The organism is Gramella sp. MAR_2010_147, from assembly GCF_900105135.1.
Lineage (GTDB): Bacteria > Bacteroidota > Bacteroidia > Flavobacteriales > Flavobacteriaceae > Christiangramia.
This window is the reverse complement of record NZ_LT629741.1, coordinates 987,493-1,013,678: the sequence shown is the minus strand read 5'-3', so window position 1 is coordinate 1,013,678 and position 26,186 is coordinate 987,493. Positions and strand designations below refer to the sequence as shown.

The following is a 26,186-nucleotide window of genomic DNA, read 5'->3' as shown; positions in this document are numbered from 1 at the left end:
CTTCCCTTTTTTACTTCAACAAATTAAACTTTATCTTTAATATTCTCGTTTATCAAATTCTTCCCGATCATAGAAATCTTTATTATTTTTATTTCTTTGTCGTCTCGCTACATAGGGATCTTCATCGTCTATTTCACGATCGTCTCTTAACCAGTTACTGTCTTCATCTATTGTTCTTTCAGGTTGAAGATCTTTTGGAGGATCGTGATGATGCAGCGCCCTGTTGTGGTCATCTATAGGCCTGTTATGACCTTCAGACTTATATCGAAGATTTTCTTTTTCTCTACGAATTCTTTCTTCAGTTTCACTTTCAGGCCTATCATGATGCATTTTTACTTCTTTATTTTTCCTAATCTCCCTTTCTTCCAATTCTGCATCGGTATATGCAGTTCTGGTTTTTCTTAGCTCACTTTCTTTATTTAAATGATCTCTTCTTCTATCATAAGAATCTAATACTTGATGCTCATAATCCCTGCTAATATAAGTGCCAGTACGATATCGCTTGGTTTCAGCAAAGGTTTTATAATTGATACTTTCAGAATAAGCATATTTATTTTTCAGATCCAGGTTGATTAATCCAATAGGAATGATAATATGATTTTCTCCCTCTTTATTAATAAATTCTTTAATTTCTGAATGAGTATGGGAAGAGTAAGGATCATGGTTTACATCAATAATACTTTGATCTACCTCTACATCTACATACACCACCTTCCCGGCTTCTTTATTAACCAGGAAATTATCTACCTTTCCAATTGTTCGGTTATCAAGATCTCTTACTTCCCAGCCTCGAATATCGGGATCTTTACTATTCACTTTATAATCCTTTAGTTCATTTAAATAATATAAATGTTTCTCCTTTGTACTCATAACCTTCGATTTAATTAACTGATTTTTACTTCACTATCATTTAGTTCTATTGGAGGTTTTACCAAGGTAACTTCTTCCATTTCTACCTCCTCCATGTCATCTGTTTCCTCTGTACCAAGGCTTCCGTATATATACAGGAAAGCAAGGATACCCAGAATGATGATGAGCAAAATCCAGGGCCATATACGTCTCTTTTTTTCAATTCTGATATCTGCCATTTTTAATATTTTTTGGTTTGATCATATCTAAATTAATTATAAGCGCTCCTAATTTTAATTAATCTTTGTGTAAAGTATTGTTAATTAGTATTTTATTTTAATTGAAGAATTGGTGAAATAAAAAAAGCCGAATAAATTAATATTCGGCTTTCCTGTTTATAATTATGATGTTTTTTACCTAAAAGTTCCTGTAGGGAAAACGACTATGCTTTCGTGTCCATTTTTACCAACAGCAGCAACTCCAAAAAGGTAGTTATCTATTACGATGCCATCCAGTGTAAATTCAGTAACATCGCCTACAAATCTTGAATATTGCCATTGGGGAGCCGTGGTATCTCTCCAGTATATTTTATAACCCAATATATCTCCATCTACAGCACCCCATCTAAGTTTTGTATTAGGTTCTACGATTCCACCAATTTCAACTTTTTCCGGAGCTGGTGGCGCCCAGGCCAGGCTGGCAAGGTTAATGGCATTTACCGCCGTAAGTTTCTTAGCATAATTAAAATTAACCCCTTCTACCACATCACCATATTCAATGCCATCTTCAGTACGAATATCCTGGTGCTGACGGTTATAATTTTCATGCGCTTCCATAATTCTAACTCCTGCAAAACCAAGGTCGTTGAATGGTCTATGGTGCCCACCACGTCCAAATCTATCCAGACGATAGATCATCATTGGGTTCATTTCTGGCATATACGTCTCCACGTTGTTATGAATGTATCTTGCCAGTTGTCTTGAAATTCCATCAACTTCCCCTCCATAAAATCTTCGCATTCTTCTTTCCTGTTCGGTTTCAGTAGGAGGCACGGGTTCAGAAAAGATCCTGAAACTTCTATTATCTATAACTCCATCCACACCTTCAATATTACCGATCATGTCATTATTCAAAATCCCGATGATGTCCCAGTTATTCTCCTTAGCATATTCAGCAAGACCTTTTCCGCCGAACAAACCTTGTTCTTCACCAGACAGACCTACATAAATAATACTGTTTTCGAAATCGTATTTAGATAGAACTCTTGCGGCTTCCATAGTTCCAGCCATACCACTTGCGTTATCATTCGCTCCAGGTGCATCTGTAGTAAAATCCATGGTATTACTGGCACGGGAATCTATATCGCCACTCATAATCACATAGCGATTAGGGTACTTACTTCCTTTCTGGATGGCAACCACATTTACTATCCAGGCCTCTTTGGGAATACGCTGCCCATCTTCCGGGGTCACAAAGTCTTTCTGATAAAAAACTTCCAGGCAATTGTCGCAATTTGACGATATATTATCGAATTCAGATTTTATCCATCTTCTCGCAGCGCCAATTCCTCTTGAATCTGAAACAGTATCACTAAATGTATTTCGTGTACCGAAACCTGCCAGTTTCTTAATATCATACTCAATACTATCTGCAGAAATATTATCAATTATTTCATAGAGTCGCTGATCTGTATCCTGAGCATTGGAAATTTGAGATATAAAAATAAAACTGAAAAATAAAAGTACTTTAAAGGGGGATATTAATTTCATAGTATTTTTTTAATTAGCTCCCTAAAATACAGAAGTTTCAGGGATATTAAAAAAACAAAGCCCCGGAAAAATTCCGAGGCCTTATTTATCATCTATTTCTTTATAAATTAACTAGCTACATCATGCATTTCTGCTTTAGCTTTATTAATTTTTTCTTCAGATTTTGATCCAGCTAAGTTAGCTTTGGTTCTGGCTTTAAGCGCTTCCATTTTATGACTTACTGAATCTGTAAAGTCATGAATACTTTTATTGGCGCCCTTAATGTAATCATCTCCTCTTTCTGTGATAGCCTTACGAGTATCTTTTCCTTTTTTAGGTGCATATAAAAGTCCCACTACAGCTCCTGCTACAGCTCCGGAAACTAATCCTAATAACAATTTTCCTGATTTCATAGAATTTGGTTTTAAATTGGTTTGATTTAAATTCATGGTGTAAAATTAAGCAGAAATTAAAGCGAACCCATCTACAGGGAGTTAATGTATATTTAAACTTTTATAAGAATTCCTAAATTATTTAACAAGTAAATCTTCTTACATATTTTCCTTGAATTTTTCCAATAAATGACGCACCTTCGGAGTTCCTTCTACATAGTATCTGGCGCTGGTTTTTTTAATTCCAACTTTCACGGTATAAGAAGTTTCCGGAAGATCCTGGAACATATATTCATCTGTCCAGTCGTCTCCAATTGCAAAGATGAAATCATAATCTTTGCCCACTAATTTTTTGGAAGATGCTTTTCCTTTATTTACACCACTGCTTTTTATTTCCAAAACCTTATTTCCTTCCAGTACACTTAAACCACGATTGGAAATAAGCTCTTTTAAAACATTGCTTAGTTCATTTGCTCTGATCTCGCCAAGTTCGGGATCGGCTTTTCGGTAATGCCAGGCCAGTGAGTAGTTTTTTTCTTCAATAAATGTACCCGGAGTACGGTCTACAAAGTTTTCGATCACAGGTCTTACGGCATCCATCCATTCGCTTTTTACATTTTCTGAAAGTTCCCAGTCACCATCAATCTGCCGCATCCAGACACCATGTTCAGAAATCAATTCTACCGGCACATCTTTCCACCAGGTTCCCAGCGTGTTTTTGTCTCTACCGCTTATTAAAATAACATCGGTATTTTCCTGAGAATTCAAGGTTCTAATGAGTTCTTTTAATTCGGCATCCGGTTTGGCATTTTCAGGCTTGTCTACAAAATTCACCAAGGTTCCGTCATAATCAATAAACAATACTCTTTTTTTAGCATTTTTAAATTGATTCATGATTTCCGTAGAAATATCCTGAGTTATCTTTATAGATTGAAAAGAGTCTCTGTTTTCTTTAGTTTTTCTTAGCGACTTCATGAAATCTTCTGCCCATTTCTCTACGCTATATCTTCGTAATCTTTTCTGAAGCATTTTATTTCTTTCGATCTGCTTTTCTTCAGGCATATCGAAGGCAGTTTTAAGCGCTGTTGCCACCTGTTCAAAATTGTTTGGATTAATGATAAGAGCTTCATTCATCTCATGCGCTGCTCCCGCCATCTCACTTAAAATAAGCACTCCTGTTTTATCTGTTCGGGTAGCTATATATTCTTTAGCCACTAAATTCATTCCATCTCTAATTGGAGTGAGTAAAGCTATATCGCAGGTAGTATATAGATCTATCAGGTTTTCAAAAGGCATGGACCGGTAAAAATACCAGATAGGCGTCCAGCTAACCGTGGAAAATTTACCGTTAATTCTTCCTACCAGTTCGTCTACCTCTCTTTTCAACCTTCTATATTGCGGGACGTTGGAGCGGGATGGGACGGCTAGCATTACCAGTCTTACTTTTTCAATATACTCGGGATTTCTATCCAGGAAATATTCATAGGCACGTATGCGGTGAGCAATTCCTTTGGTATAATCCAATCGGTCTATGCTTAATATCATTTTTGCATCTGGGGTTGCTTGCAAATGATGATCTAATCTTTTTTGTAATTCAGATTGATCTGCAGAGGTGCTTTCAAAATGATCAAGAGCCGCTTGTTCAAATTTCTTATAATCTATCCCCATAGGGAAAGAATCAACCTTTACAATTCTATCTGGTAAGGTTATTTCATTGAAATCTACCTGATGTCTCAAAATACGACTCACCGAACTTAAAAAATGACGTTCATAATCATAGGTGTGAAAACCTATAAGATCTGCACCAAGTACACCTTCCAAAACTTCATCTCTCCAGGGCAAGGTTCTAAATACTTCATAGGAAGGAAAAGGAATGTGATTAAAAAAGCCAATGATAGCATCAGGAGCTTTTTCGCGAATCATATTGGGTACTAAAAGCAATTGATAATCATGAACCCATATCACATCTCCATCTTCATAATGCTTTAGAATTTCATCTGCATATTTTTGATTTACTTGTTGGTAATAACGCCAGTAATTATCATCAGATTCGGTGTATTCCATAAAGTAATGGAATAGGGGCCAGATGGTTCTATTGCTAAAGCCATAATAAAATCCGTCAATTTCTTCCGAGGTTAGGTGAAGCGCCACACAATTTTCTTCTTTGGCTTTTTTCTGGACCTCTTCCTTGAGATTTGAAGGAATCTCTTCTTCCGTAAGTCCAGGCCAGCCAATCCAAATACTATCACCGTCTTTATGAAATGATTTTAAACCAGTAGCGAGTCCTCCAACACTTGGAGACACTTCTAGTTCGTCATTTTCAATAGAAATTTGTAAAGGCAGACGGTTGGAAATAATGATCGTTTTACTCATAATTTATTGTAAATGCTGTTGTGACGAATTTGATTTTTATTAAATTTCCGAAATTCATTTTACACAGCCATTGATTTATAAGATTTTTAAGATATATGGATAACCTTGACTACGGCATAATAAGCAACTGTAAAAGTGCAGCGTTAATTTCAAAAAATGGCTCTCTGGATTGGTGTTGTATGCCAAATTTTGATTCTTCGGCAATGTTTGCGAAGATACTGGACGAAAAGATAGGAGGAAGTTTTGAGATTGAGATCGAAGATAATTACAGCATTAAACAGGAATATTTATGGGAAACCAATATTTTAAGTACTGTTTTTGATAATGGTGAGGACTCTTTTCAGCTGATAGATTTTATGCCCAGATATCCACGGGAAGACGGCTCGTTTTATGCTCCACCAGATATTATAAGGTTTTTCAGACTTATTAGTGGAGCTCCCAAATTCAGAATTAAATATGATCCAAAACTGGACTTCGCCAAAGAGAAGACTTATAATGAGAATAAAGGAGAATATATAAAGAGCTTTACGAAGGAAGGTAAATACGATTCAGCTTTTTTATACTCAAGTTTTAATCTTAATGATATTCAGGAACGAAATAAAATAACCCTTACGGGGAATGCCTATTGTCTTGTAGGCTATCATGAAAAACTAGTAGAGCAGTCATTAGACAGGTCTTATTTGAAATTTCAGAGAACCAAGGTTTACTGGATGAACTGGAGTGATAAAACCACTCGGTATACACATTACGGAAATGAGATCATGCGAAGTGCACTGGTTTTGAAGGCACTAAGTTATAAAAAGTCTGGAGCCGTACTTGCGGCTGCGACAACCTCATTGCCAGAGACAATAGGAGAGGAGCGAAACTGGGATTACAGATTTTGCTGGATACGTGATGCTTCTATGGTAATAAAAGTAATGGCCGGTTTAGGCCATATTAAATCAGCAAAAGGTTTTCTTCAATTTATCCTGGATATCATACCTCATAAAGATGAGAAGATCCAGATCATGTACGGTATTAATGGTGAAAAGGAATTAACAGAGCATATTCTAAATCATTTAGATGGATATAAAGGTTCCAAACCGGTTAGAACCGGAAATGCGGCATATATTCAAAAGCAAAATGATATCTACGGAATTTTGATGGAGGTGATCTATCAACAATTTCTAATGTTCGAAACTTCTCTTGAAAATTCTGAAGCACTTTGGACGGTTGTAAGGGGAATTGTAATGATCGTAGAAGAGAACTGGCAAAAACCTGATAAAGGAATCTGGGAACTTAGAACTGAAGATCGTCATTTTGTATTTTCAAAACTTTTATGTTGGGTTGCAGTAGACAGGGCAATTAAAATAGGAGAGGTGCTTAGAATGGGTATTAACGATACTAAATGGAAGGCACTGAGAGAAGATATATACCAGGATATTTATACCAATGGCTGGAATGAAGATAAGCAAGCCTATACGCAGTATTATGGATCATCAGATCTGGATGCTTCCACCTTGCTTATGCAATCTTATGGATTTATAGAGGCAGATGACCCTAGATTTGTAAGTACTGTACAGGCTACTGAAAAAGAGCTTTGCGAAGATGGCCTTATGTACAGATACAAAAACAATGATGATTTTGGAAAACCAACTTCTTCATTTACTATTTGTACTTTTTGGCTTATAGATAGTCTATACAAGATTGGGGAAAAGAAGAAAGCCAGGGAGATGTTTGATCAATTGCTGTCTTACAGTAACCATTTAGGGCTTTTTAGCGAGGATATAGACTTTAAAACCAAACGTCTTTTGGGTAATTTCCCCCAGGCTTATTCTCATTTAGCCCTTATAGAAACAGCTGCGAATTTTAGCAAAGGAATTGCTACCGAAGGAATGATATTTCAGGATTAAGTATTCTATTACGGTATCATAAATATTAGTGTAGGTTAATGAAGATATTCAGGATATTGATTCCGGAATAAATTTCAAATGTTCATATCACGCAAATACTTTTAAATCTCTGGTTTTAGGTGGAGTTTTTAACATCTGTGAGCATCCTAATTTCTTATGATTATTCTGTAGTAGTGATTAACATAAAATATAACTAAATGGCCGTTCCAATTAGCAGTAGTGTTTAAGCATCTGCAATGTTCCTTACGAATCTATTCGATAGGAAACCTGTAATAGGCCTTTTCATAAAAGTGCTTTCAGAATATCGGATGAATTTCTATCCAGTTCAAAGACTTTTTTCAATAAAATAGGCGCTGTGGACAGCCCACCTTCTTTTACTCCAGACTTTCCCACTCACAGCTGAATTTTGTTTCTTCTGTCTGGCAGTATTTCCCTCAACAATCAGAACTTTATCCAAAAGTATTGGTTTTGTAATTGCAATTTGAATTCCAGCTAAAAGAATAACAATGGCTTTCTGGACAGATCCATCTTTTTAAAAATATAGCATACATAGATGTACAGGAATTTCCAGATTAAAATTTAATCGTTTGGATTTAGAATGATTGGCTTCAAACTAGAGTATACACAAAGTTTAGTGTAAACCTAATATTTAGTCTATTTCTGTTACGCTGTAGAATATATACAACACTTTTTTTGAAACTCTATTATTTTTAGATATTTATAGCATGTAAACTTCTTTAAGTCAGACCGTTATGTTTTTTAGTTTATATTTAAAAAACTAATAATTCTAAATATAAAATTATGAGAAATTTAAAACTTCTGATGCTTCTATTTGTTTTAAGCTTAATTTCATGTTCAACTGATAGCGATACGAGTGAGGAGATTTCAAAAACAGAAATGAAATTAAATCCAAGGTTTGTAAACCTGGAAAACACAGTTAAGACAATTAAGATTCCTGAAAATTCTTCTTTGAAAACTACATTGGATAAAGAAGAAATTCATGTTCGTGTTTTCTCCGCAGAATACATTACAAATGGGGAAGATGGAAAAATGGGAAATACAGTATTTTTCAATAATGGAGGTAATAAGAAACTGGCTGGAGACTTTCTTCCTTTTGAATTTCTTGATGAGAGCCCCAATATTTCCTATTTCGTAGACCAGACACGACCATCTAAAGATTTGGGCATTGAAGTAACCACAGTGGCAATTGACAGAGCTATGGAAACATGGGATGGCATTACCTGTTCAGATTTAGGCATTTTTCAGTATGTTCCAGAAACCACTACTTCCACTGGCTATATTGTGAAATTAGTTTATGATTTAGGTTTAATGGCTACAGATCTTGGAGGAAGCTATGAATATTTTGGAGATGTGGTTCATTCTGGTTGGTTACCGGCAGAGTTCTTTGACGTTCCTGAAATTTTTGGGCCTGAAGGCGGGTCTGACTCTGTGTTGGGGGTAACGTTCACCATCCAATTTACTGATGAATTTGGCAATGCTGTAGACCTTGATAATAATGGTAAATATGATGTTGCCTGGCGTGAAATTTATTATAATGATGCTTTTACCTGGAATGATGGTTCCACTTATGATGTGGAGACGATCGCATTGCATGAGGCAGGTCACGGTCTAAGTCAGGCACATTTTGGTAAAGCGTTTCTTTCGGGAGGAAACGGCCGTTTACATTTTTCACCAAGGGCGGTTATGAATGCTGCTTATTCAGGAATTCAAACTGAGATTAATAAAACTGATGAAGCTGGGCATTGTAGTAACTGGGCATCCTGGCCAGAGAGATAATTCAAAAAAAAAAGGCCACCTATTTAGGTGGCCTTTTAGTTAAAGTTAAATCTGGTTTAATTTACAAAACCTGTTCGTGGTCCACCATCCATAAAGATAGTTCTCATACGAGCTTTCTGACCTTCAGAGAACATATACATACATGCATCATTAGTATAATCCATATAGTTCATAGTCATATCTGTAGATCTGCAGTTCACTGTAGGATAAGAAGGACATCCGTAGTTTGGACCATCAGAATCTGGAGTATCAGCTACGAAGTCATCTTGCTTACATCTACCGTCACCCCAGATGTGGCGAAGATTTAAGTAATGTCCAACTTCATGAGTGGCGGTTCTTCCCTTATCAAATGGAGCAGATACATACCCTGTAGTTCCAAAATATTGAGGAGAGATTACTACCCCATCGGTAGAAGCAGGTCCTCCCGGGAATTGAGCGTAACCAAGAATTCCACCACCAATATTAGCAACCCAGATGTTTAAAGTTGTGGACGGACTTACTGGAGGATATTGAGCCTTTACAGCGTCATTAGTTCCCCATTGTTGAGTAGAACTGCTGTGGCGCTGTACACTTGCAAGGGTGAAAGATATTTCAGAATCTGCAACATCGTTAGCAAATTCCGAAGGAATACCGTTTACATCATTATTAGAGGCTCTAAAATCATCATTTAGAACAGCGATTTGAGAATTGATCTGCTGATCTGAAATGTTCTCCTGAGAATTGTTATAAACCACATGTACAACTACAGGAATATTTACCACTCCAAGGTTATCAGTCGCTGGTGGTTCAGTTCCTCCACCACCGCTTCCAGGTTTTCCGCCTTTGCCGTTGTTGGATTTTGCTAGAATTGAACGAGTGTTCTTTTCTATTTTATACATTTTGTTATGAAGACCTTTATTCTCGTTCAATAAACGATTAAGGTTTTTCATACTGTAACATTTTTCAGAAGCATTTTCCGATCGTTTGTCTGTACCATCTGTGTACAGATAAAAATCACTCATGTCTACCTGAGCTTGTTGTTCCTCAATTAAAGAGTCTTTGGGGTCTTGCTCACAAGAAGCAAAAAGGAAGGCCATAGCCGCCATTCCTAAGATAACTTTTTTCATGTTTTATTTAGTTTTTGTTTGAGTTCTGCCGAATATAGAAATATTATTAATAATTAATTAACATGAATAAAATTAATTTGGAAAATTTATAGTTAAAATGTTTATTTCATAGGTAAGATTCATCTAAACCAAGCATGAAATTTTAATCTTAAAACAATAAAGACATAAAAAAACCACCTAAGAAGGTGGCTTTTCCAGTTTAAAAGAATGTTTCGTTAGAAACAATATTTATTTTCTGAAGTCAGTTTTTCTGCAATCGTATTTCTCAATGCGACTACATTAGGCATGTTGGTATATTTCGTAAACCTTTTAAGCCCCATAAGCATCATTCTCTGTTCATCACCTTCTGCAAACGACCCAATTCCTTCTTTAGCTTTCGTATTTACAGTTTCCACAGCATGATATAAGTATAATTTAGCCATAGCGATCTGCTCTTTCTGACTGTCAGCTCCATTTCTCTTAGCGATTTTCTCAGCTCTAAGAATCCCAGATTCAGCCATATATATTTCGATTAGAATATCTGAAGCTGCCAAAAGTAGTTGCTGATGTTCTTCCAGTTGAGGTCCGAATTTCTGAACTGCACTTCCAGCGACCATCAGGAACACTTTTTTCAGTTTAGCCACCATCTCCTTTTCTTCAGCAAATAGCTCAGAATAATCAGGCTTATCCATTGAAGGAATTCCGGTTAATTCATCTGCTACCTTAGTTGCAGGTCCTAAAAGATCTACGTGCCCTTTCATGGCTTTTTTCACTAACATTCCAACAGATAACATTCTGTTGATCTCATTAGTACCTTCATAGATTCGTGCAATCCTGGCATCTCTCCAGGCAGATTCCATTGGAGTATCAGCAGAAAAGCCCATACCTCCGTATACCTGGATACCTTCGTCTGCACAATTCTGAACATCTTCTGAACATGCAACCTTCAAAATTGAACATTCTATAGCATATTCTTCAACACCTTTTAATTCTGCTTCTGAATGTGATGCTCCTTCTTCCAGACGAATATTAATTCTGTCTTCGATATTTTTTGCAGCACGGTATGAAGCTGCTTCCCCAACATAGGCTGAAGTAGCCATTTCCGCGAGTTTGGATTTGATTGCTCCAAACTTAGCGATAGGGGTATCAAACTGAACTCTGTCATTAGCATATTTCACTGAAAGGTCTGTAACTCTTCTTTGAGCATCAAGAGAAGCCGCAGCTAATTTAATACGACCCACATTTAGCGCATTCATGGCGATCTTGAAGCCGTTTCCACGCTCAGAAAGCATATTTTCAACCGGAACTTTCGTCTCATTGAAAAATACCTGACGGGTAGAGGAGGAGTGGATTCCTAATTTTTTCTCTTCTTCCCCAAAGCTGATTCCATTCTCTTTATCATTTTCAACAATGAATCCGGTAATGTTCTTGTCATCTTCGATTCTGGCAAATACAATAAATACATCAGCAAAACCTGCATTGGAAATCCACATTTTCTGTCCGCTAATGCTGTAGTGTTTTCCATCGTCTGAAAGTACAGCCTTCGTCTTTCCTGAATTCGCGTCAGATCCTGCTCCAGGTTCAGTTAGACAGTAGGCTCCAAACCACTCACCGGTAGCAAGTTTAGGAACATATTTCTTCTTCTGCTCCTCAGTTCCATATAACGTAATTGGCATCGTTCCAATTCCAGTATGTGCACCAAAAGCAGTGGCTATAGACCCTGTTGCTCCCGAGATATAGTCACAAACCAGCATCGTAGAAACAAATCCCATTCCCAGACCATCATACTCTTCAGGAACGGCAACACCTAAGAAACCAAGTTCACCTGCTTTACGCATAATTTCCTCAGTTAACGCGTAATTTTTCTTTTCGAACTCCTCTTTGTTCGGCCAAATTTCACGTTCAACGAATTCCTTTACGGAATCACGCATCATTTTCTGTTCTTCATTAAAATCTTCCGGCGTGAACACGTCTTCGCTCTTAGTCTCCTTAACCAGAAACTGACCACCTCTCAAAAGATCCTTTTTTGCTGTATCTGTACTCATTTTTATTTAGATGTTAGTATTGAGACGTGAGATCCTAGATCAAATTATCTCAATTATTTTAATTAATTTCTTTATGTATCATTTCTAAGATATCAGATCTTAAATCTAATTAAGGAACTCAAAAACTCCTGCAGCTCCCTGTCCGGTTCCCACACACATGGTTACCATACAATGTTTGTTCTTTAATTCACGCTTACGCATTTCATCAAAGATCTGAACCGATAATTTAGCTCCGGTACAACCAAGCGGGTGTCCCATAGAAATTGCTCCTCCATTAGGATTCAACCTATCTTTATCTAAACCTAATTCCCTGATAACTGCCAATGACTGAGAAGCAAATGCTTCGTTTAGTTCGATCAACTCCATATCATCCTGCTTAAGTCCGGCTTGTTTTAACGCCTTCGGAATTGCATGAACAGGTCCTATTCCCATAATTCTTGGTTCTACACCAACAGCGGCATAACTTACCATTCTGGCAATAGGTTCAAGATTTAGTTCTTTTACCATTTCTTCGCTCATTACCATCACAAATGCGGCACCGTCACTCATTTGAGAAGAGTTACCGGCAGTTACGCTTCCTCCTTCAGCAAATACGGGTCTAAGTTTGTTTAAAACTTCAATGGAAGTATCTTTTCTTGGACCTTCGTCTTTATTTACCGTATAAGATTTGGTTTGTTTTTTACCATTATCATCCACGTATGTTTCATCAATGGTAATTGGAACGATCTGATCCTGGAAACGATCTTCCGCCTGAGCTTTGATCGCTTTCTGATGAGAATCATAGGCGAACTCATCCTGATCTTCACGAGAAACTTTGTACTTATTGGCAACCGCCTCTGCAGTTAACCCCATTCCCCAGTAGTAATCTTCATTACCTTCTTTGGCAACTTTATAGTCTGGAACTGGCTTGTATCCGCCCATAGGAATGTAACTCATACTTTCTGCACCACCTGCAATTACACAGTCGGCCATACCCATCTGGATCTTAGCAGTAGCGATAGAAATCGTTTCCAATCCAGAAGCACAATACCTGTTTACTGTCATCCCAGGAACATCTTCAATCTTTAATCCCATAAGAGAAATTAACCTACCAACGTTTAGGCCCTGTTCAGCTTCCGGCATTGCATTTCCAACCATTACGTCATCAATGCGTTTTTTGTCGAAATCTGGTAACTTATCCATCATGTACTGAATCGTTTCCGCTGCCAGTTCATCCGGTCTTTTGAAACGAAACACCCCTTTAGGAGCTTTTCCTACTGCGGTTCTATATGCTTTTACTATATATGCTGTTCTTTTCATTGTATTTTGAATTATTGTATAATGTCTATTGTATTCTTTTCTAATTTTTAAGTGTAGATTGTAATTTGATTAGCATGTTCTGAATATGCTGAATCTCACTTTCGAGCCCAGAAAATTCAGTCTCTGAAAGAAAGTTTAACTTCCTGGCAATTGTAAATTGTGTTTCTAATTCGAAAGCGGAACCTAAAGCGATCCCAAGGAAGTTGAAGAAATCTTTTTCCGATTTCCTTCCACAACCTTCTGCGATGTTTGAAGGAACAGAAATGGCAGCTCTTCTAATCTGGGAGGTCAAACCATAAGTTTCCTCCTTTGGGAATTTTTGACTCTTCAAGTAAGTCTCGGTTACCAAATCGATAGATTTTTGCCAAACTTTCAATTCTTTGAAATAGTTCATTTTACAACCTACAATTTACACTATACGGTTAATTTCTAAGCGGTTTCCCCTTCTTCAACATGTGCTGAAGACGCTCCAGGGTTTTTCTTTCTCCTGTAAGCGATAAGAAAGCTTCTCTTTCCAGTTCTAATAAATACTGCTCACTCACCAGCTGATTTTCTGAAAGATCTCCACCGGCCATTACATAAGCCAGTTTGTTTGCGATCTTTTTATCATGTTCACTGATATATTTTCCTGCAGCCATTTGGTCGGTTCCTACCAGGAAGGCACCCAATGCCTGTTTACCAAGAACTTTAATGTCTTTGCGTTCAATTGGTTTCGTATATCCATTTTCTGCCATTAGCAATGCATGTTTCTTAGCGATTGCTAATTGCCTGTCTGGATTTACCACCACGATATCTTTTCCTTTCTGAAGTAGTCCTAAATCATAAGCTTCGTGTGCGGAAGTTGAAACTTTTGCCATTCCAATGGTAAGGAAGTTTTCTCTCAGTCGGTTCAACTCTACATCGTCCTTTTGATATGTATCCGCAGCTCTAACCGTCATTTCCTTGGTTCCACCACCACCTGGGATCACACCAACGCCAAATTCAACTAATCCGATATAAGTTTCTGCTGCAGCAACTACTTTATCTGCGTGAAGCGACATTTCGCATCCGCCGCCAAGAGTCATTGCATGTGGAGCCGCAACGGTTGGAATAGAAGAGTAGCGCATTCTCATCATCGTATCCTGGAAATATTTGATCGCCATGTTTAGCTCTTCATATTCCTGCTCTACAGCCATCATAAAGATCATACCAATATTGGCACCAACAGAGAAGTTCTTACCGTCATTGGCAACCACAAGTCCCTGGTAGTCTTTTTCAGCAATATCAATAGCTTTGTTGATTCCGTCCAGAACATCTCCACCAATAGAATTCATTTTACTTCTGAATTCAACATTTAAAATCCCATCGCCAAGATCTTCTACTACAACACCGCTATTTTTAAATACCTCCTTAGATTCTCTAATATTGTCCAGAATGATAAATGCATCCTGACCCGGAACCTTTGTCTGTTTTTTGTCGTCTATATTATAATAGTAAGTATTTCCTTCTTTAACGGTATAGAAACTATCGCTTCCGCTTTCCAGCATTTCATTAACCCAGGAATTAGGTTCATAACCTTCTTCCTTCATCATCTTGATACCTTTTTCTACACCAATCGCATCCCAGATCTGGAATGGACCATGCTCCCAGCCAAAACCGGCTTTCATGGCATCGTCAATCTTGTAAAGGGAATCGGTGATTTCAGGAATACGATTCGATACATAAGCAAACAGTGCAGAAAAAGTCTTTCTGTAGAATTCTCCTGCTTTATCTTTTCCGTTTACCAGAACTTCAAATCTGTCGGCAACATTATCTATAGATTTTGTTTGTTCTAAAGTCGCAAATGAAGCTTTCTTTTGATCGCGATATTCCATGGAATCCAGATCAAGGGATTTTATCTCACTTGAACCATCATCTTTTCTGATCTTTTTATAGAATCCCTGTCCAGATTTGCTACCTAACCACTCATTTTCCATCATGGTATCGATGAAATCTGGCAATGCAAAAAGATCATGCTGTTCATCTTTAGGCACATTTTCATGTAAACCGTTGGCAACATGAACCAAGGTATCTAAACCAACAACATCTACCGTTCTAAAAGTAGCAGACTTCTGCCGTCCTATTACTGGCCCAGTAAGTTTATCAACTTCTTCGATCGTCATTCCCATATCCTTCACCATATGGAAAAGGCTCATAATAGAGAAAATACCGATTCTGTTTCCTATAAAGGCCGGAGTGTCTTTAGCGAGTACCGTCTTTTTACCAAGGAATTTCTCACCATACATCTCTAAAAATTCAAGAACTTCAGGATCAGTTTCTTTTCCTGGAATGATCTCAAATAATCTTAAATATCTTGGAGGGTTAAAGAAATGAGTTCCGCAGAAGTGCTTTTTGAAATCATCACTTCTACCATCGGTCATGAAATTGATAGGAATTCCGGAAGTGTTAGAAGTAATTAATGTACCTGGTTTTCTATGCTTTTCAAGATTTTCGAAAACCTGCTTTTTAATATCAAGGCGTTCTACCACAACCTCGATGATCCAGTCTGCTTCAGAAACTTTAGAAATATCATCTTCCAGGTTCCCGGTTTCAATCCTATTTACAAAGTCTTTATGATAAATAGGGGAGGGCTTGGATTTTACCGATTCCTGAAGTGAATTGTTGACGATTCTGTTACGAACCACTTTATCATCCAGGCTCAATCCTTTTTTCTTTTCCTTTTCATTCAGTTCACGGGGAACAATGTCCAGAAGTAGCACTTCCACGCCGATATTGGCAAAATGGCAAGCGATACCGCTACCCATAATTCCGGATCCGATCACTGCAACTTTATTTATCCTTCTTTTCATTTCTTGGTCTTTATTGTTTTATCTAATACTAATTTCTTCAGTATATATTTTCTTTTCACTTATTAATTCTGTGATTGTATTGGCTACCTCAATAAAGGTCTTAAGATCTTTATCTGAAACATTTTCTTTTACCGCTTCATCAAATCTAAGCACCACTCTCTTAGAATAGTCCCTCATTTCTTTACCAAAATCGGTTAAGTGAATAAGGACACTACGGCCGTCATGAGGATTTTTCTTTCTGACAACCAAACCTTTTTCTTCCATAGTTTTTAGAATTCTGGAAAGACTTGTTGCCTCCATGCCCATTTTCGGACCCAGCGAAGTAGACGGCGTGCCGTCTTCAGGATCTATGCTTAAGAGTGCAAATCCTGTAGCCATTGTGCTGCCAGCTTTTCCTGCTTCTTCATTATACATTTTAGAAACAGCCATCCAGGTGGCGCGCAATACATAATCTATTGTTTTTTCTTTCATCTGGATTTTAAATGAATCCAAAGTTAGGAAAAAATATTATGCATGCATAATAAAATTGTTTAAAAATATTAATATACTGAAAATATGGAGGCTAATGTTCTTAAAATAAAAAAACTCCTCTGGTCGGGAGGAGTTTTAATTATCATTTTCATAATATGTTTTTAGAAGCGACTGTATAATTTATTATAAAGATCGCTATACTTATCTCGTACGATACGCCTTTTCAGTTTCATAGTAGGAGTAAGATGGCCATCATCTATGGTCCATGCTTCCGGTGTTAGTTCAAAAGTTTTAACTCTTTCCCATTTACCGAATTTCTGATTATAAAAATCAACCTCTTCCTGAATTCTATCTCTTACTAAATTATTTCTGGAAATATCTGCCGGAGTGCCATCTCCAAGATCAATATTTTTTCTATTTGCCCAATCTTCAATAAACTCGAAGTTTGGCTGGATTAAAGCTGCAGGCATTTTCTCTCCATCTCCAACCACCATAATTTGTTCTATAAACCGGGATTGTTTCATGGTGTTCTCGATTAATTGAGGAGCTACATATTTCCCACCGGAGGTCTTGAACATTTCTTTTTTCCTGTCTGTGATCTTCAGGAAACCATCTTTATCAATTTCTCCAATATCTCCTGTGTGGAAGAAGCCTTCTCCATTAAGGACCTCTTTAGTCTTTTCTTCGTCCTTATAGTAACCGCGCATAACATTAGGACCCTTAGTAAGAATTTCACCATCTTCAGCAATCTTCACTTCTACGTTGTCCAGTACTTTACCAACGGATCCAATCCTAAATCCATGATTGCGTTCATCATTTACCGCGATAACCGGCGAAGTCTCTGTAAGACCATAACCTTCCATAACCGGAATTTCAGCAGCTGCGAATACTCTTGCCAGTCTTGGTTGAAGCGCTGCGCTTCCAGAAACGATTAGATCAATATTGCCACCTAAACCTTCTTTCCATTTAGAGAAGATCAGTTTTCTAGCTAGTTTTAATTTGGTTTCATACCACCATCCATTTGCCTCATAAGGCTCATATTCCAAACCAAGCTCTACTGCCCAATAAAATAATTTTTGCTTGATCCCGCCAAGCGCAGTTCCTTTAGCAATGATCTTATCATAAACTTTTTCAAGCAGTCTTGGAACAGCAGTGATCACATGAGGTTTTACCTCTTTAAGGTTGTCGCTAATCTTATCAATAGATTCAGCAAAATATATAGACACGGAATAATACTGATATAGATAGAGGATCATTCTCTCAAATATATGACACACCGGTAAAAAGCTCAGGGCTACATAAGTTCCTGTTTCAAAAGGCACCCTGGGAGCACTTCCCAGAACATTACTCACTATATTACCATGTGTTAACATCACACCTTTTGGTCTTCCGGTAGTTCCTGAAGTATATATTAAGGTAGCAAGATCGTCACTTTTTACCGCTTTTTTTAACTTTTCTACTTCATCCTGATTTTCTTTATCCTCACCGCTCTTGAGAATTTCTTTCCAGTTCTGGCAACCTGCAATTTTATCAAAACTATACACCTCTTTAAGTTGTGTAGTACCTTTAATTCTATTTACTTTTTCCAAAACTTCTTCATCTGAAACAAAACAATAAGTTGCTTCGCTATGATTTAGAACATATTCATAATCATCTTCAGAAATAGTCGGATAAATAGGAACGTTTTGCGCACCAATTTGTAGTATTCCAACGTCCATCACATTCCACTCGGTTCTGTTACTGGTAGATATAATGGCTATCTTATCATTTGGTTTGACCCCTAATCTTAAAAGACCACGACTTATTTTATTTGCCTGATTAATATATTCCTGAGTCGAAAGAGTTTCCCATTTGCCATCATATTTTGTAGCTAATGCTTCATCCAGTGGATGATTTTCAAGCTGGTAATATGGAAAGTCGAAAAGACGTTTTATTTCATTCATGTAGTTGAAGAATTTTAGATATACCTTGCAAAATAGCAAAAAAGAGGGCTACTTCAAATTGATAATTCAAAAAAAAAGGGATGTTTTTAACATCCCTTCAATATAAATCATAAAATAACCGGCTTATTGCTTCTTTTCCAGCCATTTTCTAGCATTCACGAATCCTTCCAGCCAGGGAGAAACTTCATCTTTTCTTCCTTTTGGATAATTAGCCCAATTCCATTGAAAAGTAGAACGTTCTAAATGCGGCATCATTACCAGGTGCCTTCCAGTGTCATCAGTTAAGACAGCTGTATTATAATGTGATCCATTAGGATTGGCCGGATATCCTTCATACCCGTATTTACCAACAATATTATATTTCTCTTCCTCATAAGGGAAGCTAAATTTACCTTCCCCATGAGCCGCCCAGATCCCAAGCTTGCTTCCAGCAAGGGTAGATAACATTACAGAGTTATTTTTCTGAATTTCTACAGAAGTAAAATTACATTCAAATTTATGTGATTCATTGTGAAGCATTTTTGGTTTTTGTTCATGTTGAGGATTGATCAATCCTAATTCTATAAACAACTGGCAACCATTACATACTCCCAGTGAAAGTGTATCTTTTCTAGCAAAGAACTTATCCAGTGCTGTTTTTGCTTTCTCATTATATAGAAAAGCTCCGGCCCAGCCTTTAGCGCTACCGAGTACATCGGAATTCGAAAATCCGCCCACAGCGGCAATAAACTGAATATCTTCAAGAGTTTCTCGTCCCGATATTAGATCGGTCATATGTACATCTTTCACGTCAAAGCCTGCTAAATACATTGCCCGAGCCATCTCACGCTCAGAATTTGAACCTTTTTCACGTATGATGGCCGCCTTGATCTTTGGTTTGCTAGATTCTAGTTCAGGTAATTTTCCGGTAAAGTGTTCCGGGAATTTGAATTCCAGGGGTTGTTCTTTATAGTTATGAAAACGTTCTGTGGCCTTATCAATTCCACTTTGTTTTTCGTCAAGTAGAAAGGAGGTTTTATACCAGGTATCTCTAAGTTGCGGAATATTAAAGCTTAGGTTCGCCCCCGTATTTTTAATTTTAAGCTCTTCGCTCTCTATAACTTTTCCAATATTGAAAAATTCAATTTTTTTCTCTTTTAGAATTTCTTCTACTTTACTGTCTTTAGCCTGAAATACAATTCCGCAGTTTTCATTGAAAAGTAATTTAATGATGTCATTTTCCTTTAGGGCAGAAAGATTTAAATCTGCACTAAGCATGACATCTGCAAAGCACATTTCCAAGAGTGTAGTGATCAATCCACCAGAAGCGACATCATGTCCCGCCAGAATAAGATCATCTTTTATTAATTCCTGAATAGCATTAAAAGCTTCAGCAAATTTTTTATCATCCTTGATAGTGGGAACCTCACGACCAACTTTATTTAGTATTTGAGCAAACGAGGAACCACCAAGTTTGAATTTATCCTGAGAAAGATTGATATAGTAAATATCTCCACCGTTTTTCTGTAATACAGGTTCCACTACCTTTGAAATATCATTGGAATGCCCGGCTGCAGAAATTATAACCGTTCCTGGGGATATTACCTGCTGGTCCTTATACTTCTGTTTCATGGAAAGCGAATCCTTTCCAGTGGGGACATTAATTCCAAGCGAAATGGCAAATTTTGAGATTCCTTCAACAGCCTCATATAACCTTGCGTCTTCACCTTCATTATTACAAGGCCACATCCAGTTAGCCGAAAGTGAGATAGATTTCAGGCCTTTTTCCAATGGCGCCCAGACAATATTTGAAAGCGCTTCTGCAATAGAATTTTTTGATCCTGCAACCGGATCTATCAGCGCAGAAATAGGGGAGTGCCCAATGGAGGTCGCCACCCCTTCTTTTCCTTTATAATCCAGTGCCATTACTCCGCAGTTATTAAGTGGTAACTGAAGAGGTCCCGCGGTTTGTTGTTTAGCAACCCGGCCAGAGACACAACGGTCTACTTTATTTGTTAACCAGTCTTTACAGGCTACAGCTTCCAATTGTAATAACTGATTTAGGTAATCATGAATTTTAGACGTGTTATAGTTCACATCTTCATAATCCCTTTTAATTTTTTTATCGGTCATGATCGTCTTTGGAGAACTCCCAAACATATCTGAGAGTTCCAGGTCCATAGGTTTCTGACCTGATTTTTTTCCTTCAAAAGTAAAACGATGATCCCCGGTTACATTCCCAACTTCATACATTGGGGAGCGTTCTCTGTCTGCTACTCTTCTTAACTGAGCAATTTCAGCCTCACCTATTACCAGTCCCATTCTTTCCTGGGATTCGTTTCCAATGATTTCTTTCGCTGAAAGTGTTGGGTCTCCAACTGGTAGAGCATCCAGGTCTATTTTTCCGCCTTTTTCCTCAACAAGTTCACTTAAACAGTTTAAATGTCCGCCGGCACCATGATCATGGATAGATACAATTGGATTCTCATCAATCTCTACCATTCCACGAACTGCGTTTGCAGCACGTTTTTGCATTTCTGGATTGGAACGTTGAATCGCATTTAGTTCAATACCACTACTGAATTCACCGGTATCTGCCGACGAAACTGCTGCACCGCCCATTCCAATTCTATAGTTTTCTCCCCCAAGAACTACAATTTTATCTCCTTTATTCGGAACATCCTTTAAAGCCTGATCCTTTTTTCCATATCCAATTCCTCCGGCAAGCATAATCACTTTGTCATACCCAAGAGCTCTGTCATGTTCTGAATGTTCAAAAGTGAGGACAGATCCTGAGATCAATGGCTGCCCGAATTTATTTCCAAAATCAGAAGCGCCATTGGAAGCTTTGATCAGGATATCCATAGGAGTTTGGTAAAGCCAGTTTCTTTCCTTCATTCCGGATTCCCATTTTCTATCTTTTTCAAGACGGGAATACGAGGTCATGTAAACAGCCGTTCCTGCCAGGGGCAATGAACCTTTTCCTCCAGCAAGCCTGTCGCGAATTTCTCCACCGCTACCTGTAGCTGCTCCATTAAAAGGTTCTACTGTAGTTGGGAAGTTATGTGTTTCAGCTTTAATCGAGATTACCGAATCAAAGTCTTTTACCTGATAATATTCGGGAACATCAGGAGCTTTTGGAGCAAACTGCTCCACTCTTGGGCCTTTTACGAAAGCAACATTATCCTTGTATGCAGAAACAATGTCGTTAGGATTCTTTTCTGAAGTTTTTCTAATGAGTTTGAAGAGGGACTCTTGTTTTTCCTCACCGTCTATCACAAACGTTCCGTTGAAAATTTTATGTCTACAGTGTTCAGAATTTACCTGGGAAAAACCAAACACTTCAGAATCTGTAAGTTTTCTACCCAATCTATCAGCGAGCTTTTCCAGATATTCTACTTCTTCTGTATTTAATGCAAGACCCTCTTTTTGATTAAAAGCTTCAATATCATCTACTTCTATTATTGGAGCTGGATTTACATGAATATCAAAAATGTCCTGATCTAGGCTTTCATATTTTTGAGAAAGCATCGGGTCAAAATCATGAAAATGCTTATCTACTCTCAAAAACTCTTCAATTCTTATAAGGCCATGAATACCCATATTTTGAGTGATCTCCACCGCATTGGTACTCCATGGTGTGATCATTGCGGCACGGGGACCAACAAAAAAATCTGCCAGCGCAGATTTATTTATTTGTTGAGTATTTCCGAAAAGCCAGTTTAGTTTTGAAATTTCCTGGGCTGAAAGTTCTGAGTGTGTTTCCACAGCAAAAACCTTGGTAGTTTGGTTTCCGAAGAAAAGGATCATTTATATTGTGTTTGTGTTGTTTTTGAAAAGCACAAATTTATGATTTTTTATCGGGGAGATTAAATAATTTAAGAAAGTTAAAGTTTAATTTTTTTGAATAAACACTATCTTAATAGTATCAATCAAAAACTTCAGGGATGTATACCAATAACCGTATTATACCAGCAATGACCATTCTCATTCTTATGGGAATAAGTTCCTGTTCGCTAATTAGAGATAAAGATAATGAGGCTGAAATAATAGAAATGCGTGTAAATCATTTTAAACAAACCGGTTTTGGAAGTGCTCCGCAACTTACATTATTAGTTCAGGAAGCTGAGGCAATAGGAGGGGCAGAGTGGACTTATTTTTATGATAACATTGAAGGGTTTGATTATTCATCTGGATATTTGTACGAACTTACTGTAAAAAAGGAAACAGTTCCTAACCCACTTCAGGATGCATCCTCAATTCAGTATACGTTGCAAAGTATCAATGCCAGGGAGAAGGTAGACGACAACGAGAGCTTTGAAATTAAACTAAAATGGGGAGGCACTAATTTTTTGAATGGTACAGGTGAACAATTCTCTCTTTTGGATGAATATACTATAGATTGTGATAATTTGTGTGAAGAACTATCTCTTAAGATCGAGAACCAGGAAGAAGTAACAGGAATCTTTTTGCATGCACCGGATAATGAATTGAAACTTATTGGGATTCAATAAAAATGAGCGTTTTAAAATATTCCCATCTCATCCTATACTTGTTCCATCTTGAAGAAAATGATCTTTTAAGATATCGTCTTAATCCTTCTGCAATAAAGCCATATAGAAACCATCATAGCCACTTTCGTTTGACAGAATTTTTTTCTCTTTTAATAGCTTAAAATCCCGACCAATTTCTGTTTTTAAGAATTTCTGAACCTGCTTTTCATTTTCTGAAGGTAGAATAGAACAGGTAGCATATACTAATTTCCCGCCCTCTTTTACAATTCTTGAATACTTTTCTAAAATCTCTAACTGCGTATTTTTGATCTTTTCCAGAAACTCCGGTTGAAGTTTCCACTTGGCGTCAGGATTTCGGCTTAGGACACCTAATCCGCTACAAGGCGCATCTATAAGAACCCTATCTGCAGAATTATAAAGTTTTTTGATCACTTTTGTAGAATCAATACTTCTGGTTTCTACATTATGGGCACCAGCTCTTTTAGCTCTTCTTTTGAGTTCCTTTAATTTATTACCATAGATATCCAGGGCAATGATCTGTCCTTTATTTTCCATCAAGGCTGCCAGATGCAGCGTTTTTCCTCCAGCACCCGCACAGGTATCTACTACTCGCATTCCTGGTTTCACATCAAGTAGCTCGGCAACTCTTTGAGAACTGGCATCCTGTACTTCAAATAGACCATCCTGAAAAGCTTTTGTTTTAAAGATATTAGCTCTTTCCTTTAGTTCCAGTGCCTCGGGATAATTTCGGATAGGATTGGTTTCTACACCTTCTTCACTAAGTTTTGCAGCTAATTCCTTTGAGTTGGTCTTAAGATTATTTACTCTAATTACTACAGGAGCCTGTTCATTTAGTGCATGAATTTCTTTTGTCCATACTTTCTCTCCTAATTCTTTTTCTCCAAGCTCATCCATCCAATCTGGAATGGACTCTCTAAATTTTCTAATTCTACTTAGCTCATCAAACCTGCCTTTTATACGTCTTTCAGGAGTTTTTTCAAATTGTGGCCAGTCGGGAATCTTCACACCTCTTAGCACACACCAAACTGCAAGCATTCTAAAAATATCTTCTCTCTTAAATGGTTCTTTTACTTCAGCTATTTCAGCGTAAAGTCTTTTCCATCTCACAATGTCATAAGTAGTTTCTGCAATAAATCCGCGGTCTCTAGATCCCCAGCGTTTATCCCTTTTCAGGGTATTTGCTATGACCTTATCGGCATATTTTCCTTCATTAAATATTTCAGCTAAAGCATCAACGGTAGCAAAAACAAGATTCCTGTGTAGGCGCATAAATATTCTTTAAAGCCGCAAAGTTACGTTTTTTTGATTCGGAATAATTTATATTTGAACCAAATTCCCAATATGAGAAAAATAAGTTTTTTATTGATTTTATTGGCCTTTGCATGTAAAGAGTCTTCAAAAGAAAATACGGCCGGAAACCTTGAAAATAACAAATCTGAATATTTTAGTTCTGTTGAAACTAACGTGATACTGGAGGATGATTCTTTAAGTGTAAGAGCTATAGAAGTTATTGGGCAAAACCTGGCATTTGCCGGAAATAACGGAATGTATGGTCTATACAATTCTACTCAAAAAACCTGGAAGACCAATATTCAAAAATTTGATACGATAGTTCCTGAATACAGAGCAATTGCAAGTACTTCAAATGACTTTTTTATGTTGAGTGTTGCAAGTCCGGCATTGTTGTTTAAAACAGGAGATTCAGGAAAAATGGAACTGGTTTATAAAGAAGAAGATGAAAAAGCATTTTACGATGCCATGGTTTTCTGGAATGATAAAGAAGGTGTAGCCATGGGAGATCCAACCGATGAATGCATTTCCATAATAATTACCCGGAATGGAGGAAAGAGCTGGAGTAAATTAGAATGTGAAAATTTACCGCAGGCTGCTGAAGGGGAAGCTGCTTTTGCTGCAAGTAATTCTAATATCGTTGTTAAAGGAGATAAGACCTGGTTACTTACCGGAGGAATGAAATCCAGAATCCTTTTCTCTCCAGATAAAGGAAACTCCTGGAGTGTTTTTGAAACACCCCTTATACAGGGAAAATCAACAACCGGAGGTTATAGCTTAGATTTTTATGATGAGCAGACTGGAATTATCATCGGAGGTGATTATACCAATGCGGAAGGGAATAAAGGAAATAAGGCTGTTACGAAAGACGGTGGTAAAACATGGAAATTAGTTGCAGAAGGAAAAGCTCCAGGTTACAAGAGTAGTGTTAGATATGTTCCAAACTCTGAAGGAAATGAAATTTTAGCTACGGGTTTCACTGGCATTCATTATAGTAAAGATGGTGGTAACTCCTGGGAGAAATTATCTGATGAAGGCTTCTATACTTTGAGATTTGTAAATGATACCCTGGCGTATGCTGCCGGCAAGGGAAGGATAGCAAAATTGATCTTTCGGTAGAAAGAAATAATCCGACAGATCAAAGAATCTGCCGGATTATAACTACTAACTAACCAAAAAACTAAATATGAATAGTTTTATTTACTACTCACTGCTGTTATTATCTTTACGCTCACGCTTAGATCGATATTCTTTTATAAGTTTTTTATGAAATTCATCTTCGAGTTTATGCAGCTTGATAATATCTTTCGCTGAAATAATCTGTTTAAGGTCTTTAAAAAGCTGTTTCTTGATCTTATATTCTTCATTTTCAACAGAGAGGAATTCATCAAGAAGATCATTAGCGCTATCTTCATCAATACATTCTACGTTCTCAAGCTCTATATGTTCTCTTTTATGTAATTCTCTTTTCTTCGACTCATACTCATTATAGATAGGCCAGAATTTTTCAGCAAGTTTATTATTTAGATTTAATTCCTGAGTAAGAAATGCTACTTTAAGAGCTTTTATACGTTCTCTTTGAGCGTCTCTATCTTCCTCCTGGCTCATCATGTGAGAAGTAGAAAAAAGAACTAATACTATTAATACAAATTTCTTCATA

The 26,186-nt window shown here is 37.3% G+C and carries 19 protein-coding genes; 4 read left to right on the top strand and 15 right to left on the bottom strand.

The window, feature by feature from the left end; all coding sequences use genetic code 11:
* Nucleotides 1–36: 36 nt before the first annotated feature.
* The 5 genes from BLT95_RS04540 to BLT95_RS04520 all read right to left on the bottom strand — a co-directional run bounded on the left by BLT95_RS04540 (nucleotide 37) and on the right by BLT95_RS04520 (nucleotide 5,362).
* Nucleotides 37–870, bottom strand: a complete 834-nt coding sequence (locus BLT95_RS04540) for a PRC-barrel domain-containing protein (RefSeq protein ID WP_089664948.1) — start codon at nucleotides 868–870, stop codon at nucleotides 37–39.
* A gap of 14 nt (nucleotides 871–884) precedes the next feature.
* On the bottom strand, nucleotides 885–1,088 hold the full coding sequence (locus BLT95_RS04535; RefSeq protein ID WP_089664947.1) for a hypothetical protein: 204 nt from the start codon (nucleotides 1,086–1,088) through the stop codon (nucleotides 885–887).
* Nucleotides 1,089–1,262: 174 nt separating this feature from the next.
* The gene (locus BLT95_RS04530) at nucleotides 1,263–2,618 is read right to left on the bottom strand and encodes a M28 family metallopeptidase (protein WP_089664946.1); all 1,356 of its coding nucleotides are present in this window, start codon (nucleotides 2,616–2,618) and stop codon (nucleotides 1,263–1,265) included.
* Between the two features lie 107 nt (nucleotides 2,619–2,725).
* Nucleotides 2,726–3,010: a YtxH domain-containing protein gene (locus BLT95_RS04525; protein WP_231896411.1), complete on the bottom strand. Its 285-nt coding sequence runs from the start codon at nucleotides 3,008–3,010 to the stop codon at nucleotides 2,726–2,728.
* A gap of 138 nt (nucleotides 3,011–3,148) precedes the next feature.
* Nucleotides 3,149–5,362 carry a bifunctional alpha,alpha-trehalose-phosphate synthase (UDP-forming)/trehalose-phosphatase gene (locus tag BLT95_RS04520; RefSeq protein ID WP_089664944.1) on the bottom strand — a complete coding sequence of 738 codons (2,214 nt, stop codon included), beginning with the start codon at nucleotides 5,360–5,362 and terminating at the stop codon, nucleotides 3,149–3,151.
* Nucleotides 5,363–5,457: 95 nt separating this feature from the next.
* On the opposite strand from BLT95_RS04520, the gene BLT95_RS04515 reads away from it, so the two are divergent.
* Together BLT95_RS04515 and BLT95_RS04510 are read left to right on the top strand one after the other, a co-directional pair.
* The gene (locus BLT95_RS04515) at nucleotides 5,458–7,254 is read left to right on the top strand and encodes a glycoside hydrolase family 15 protein (protein ID WP_089664943.1); all 1,797 of its coding nucleotides are present in this window, start codon (nucleotides 5,458–5,460) and stop codon (nucleotides 7,252–7,254) included.
* An 801-nt stretch (nucleotides 7,255–8,055) separates the two neighbouring features.
* A complete protein-coding gene (locus BLT95_RS04510) occupies nucleotides 8,056–9,051 on the top strand; it encodes a hypothetical protein (RefSeq protein ID WP_089664942.1) in 996 nt (331 codons plus the stop codon).
* A 56-nt stretch (nucleotides 9,052–9,107) separates the two neighbouring features.
* Here BLT95_RS04510 and BLT95_RS04505 read toward each other — a convergent pair whose 3' ends face one another.
* From BLT95_RS04505 to purL, 8 genes are all read right to left on the bottom strand, one after another.
* Nucleotides 9,108–10,157: a zinc metalloprotease gene (locus BLT95_RS04505; RefSeq protein WP_089664941.1), complete on the bottom strand. Its 1,050-nt coding sequence runs from the start codon at nucleotides 10,155–10,157 to the stop codon at nucleotides 9,108–9,110.
* Nucleotides 10,158–10,372: 215 nt separating this feature from the next.
* The gene (locus tag BLT95_RS04500) at nucleotides 10,373–12,181 is read right to left on the bottom strand and encodes an acyl-CoA dehydrogenase family protein (RefSeq protein WP_089664940.1); all 1,809 of its coding nucleotides are present in this window, start codon (nucleotides 12,179–12,181) and stop codon (nucleotides 10,373–10,375) included.
* A gap of 105 nt (nucleotides 12,182–12,286) precedes the next feature.
* Complete coding sequence (locus BLT95_RS04495; protein ID WP_089664939.1) at nucleotides 12,287–13,480, bottom strand: acetyl-CoA C-acyltransferase; 1,194 nt, start codon at nucleotides 13,478–13,480, stop codon at nucleotides 12,287–12,289.
* Between the two features lie 40 nt (nucleotides 13,481–13,520).
* Nucleotides 13,521–13,874, bottom strand: a complete 354-nt coding sequence (locus BLT95_RS04490) for a four helix bundle protein (RefSeq protein ID WP_089664938.1) — start codon at nucleotides 13,872–13,874, stop codon at nucleotides 13,521–13,523.
* Between the two features lie 28 nt (nucleotides 13,875–13,902).
* Nucleotides 13,903–16,308, bottom strand: a complete 2,406-nt coding sequence (locus BLT95_RS04485; protein WP_089664937.1) for a 3-hydroxyacyl-CoA dehydrogenase/enoyl-CoA hydratase family protein — start codon at nucleotides 16,306–16,308, stop codon at nucleotides 13,903–13,905.
* Nucleotides 16,309–16,326: 18 nt separating this feature from the next.
* The gene (locus BLT95_RS04480; protein ID WP_089664936.1) at nucleotides 16,327–16,779 is read right to left on the bottom strand and encodes a MarR family transcriptional regulator; all 453 of its coding nucleotides are present in this window, start codon (nucleotides 16,777–16,779) and stop codon (nucleotides 16,327–16,329) included.
* 161 nt (nucleotides 16,780–16,940) lie between these two features.
* The gene (locus tag BLT95_RS04475; RefSeq protein ID WP_089664935.1) at nucleotides 16,941–18,722 is read right to left on the bottom strand and encodes an AMP-dependent synthetase/ligase; all 1,782 of its coding nucleotides are present in this window, start codon (nucleotides 18,720–18,722) and stop codon (nucleotides 16,941–16,943) included.
* A gap of 123 nt (nucleotides 18,723–18,845) precedes the next feature.
* Complete coding sequence (gene purL / locus BLT95_RS04470) at nucleotides 18,846–22,511, bottom strand: phosphoribosylformylglycinamidine synthase (protein WP_089664934.1); 3,666 nt, start codon at nucleotides 22,509–22,511, stop codon at nucleotides 18,846–18,848.
* Nucleotides 22,512–22,648: 137 nt separating this feature from the next.
* Here purL and BLT95_RS04465 point away from each other — a divergent pair, with 137 nt between their 5' ends.
* Nucleotides 22,649–23,215, top strand: coding sequence for a DUF4377 domain-containing protein (locus BLT95_RS04465; protein WP_089664933.1), 567 nt, complete (start codon nucleotides 22,649–22,651; stop codon nucleotides 23,213–23,215).
* Nucleotides 23,216–23,293: 78 nt separating this feature from the next.
* Here the strand turns inward: BLT95_RS04465 and BLT95_RS04460 are convergent, their stop codons facing one another.
* The gene (locus BLT95_RS04460; RefSeq protein WP_089664932.1) at nucleotides 23,294–24,505 is read right to left on the bottom strand and encodes an RsmB/NOP family class I SAM-dependent RNA methyltransferase; all 1,212 of its coding nucleotides are present in this window, start codon (nucleotides 24,503–24,505) and stop codon (nucleotides 23,294–23,296) included.
* 72 nt (nucleotides 24,506–24,577) lie between these two features.
* Between BLT95_RS04460 and BLT95_RS04455 the strand changes: the two genes are divergently transcribed.
* Nucleotides 24,578–25,645 (top strand): oxidoreductase, encoded by a 1,068-nt coding sequence (locus BLT95_RS04455; RefSeq protein ID WP_089664931.1) that lies wholly within the window; start codon nucleotides 24,578–24,580, stop codon nucleotides 25,643–25,645.
* An 84-nt stretch (nucleotides 25,646–25,729) separates the two neighbouring features.
* On the opposite strand, the gene BLT95_RS04450 is transcribed toward BLT95_RS04455, so the two are convergent.
* Nucleotides 25,730–26,185: a hypothetical protein gene (locus BLT95_RS04450; protein WP_089664930.1), complete on the bottom strand. Its 456-nt coding sequence runs from the start codon at nucleotides 26,183–26,185 to the stop codon at nucleotides 25,730–25,732.
* Nucleotide 26,186: the final 1 nt, after the last annotated feature.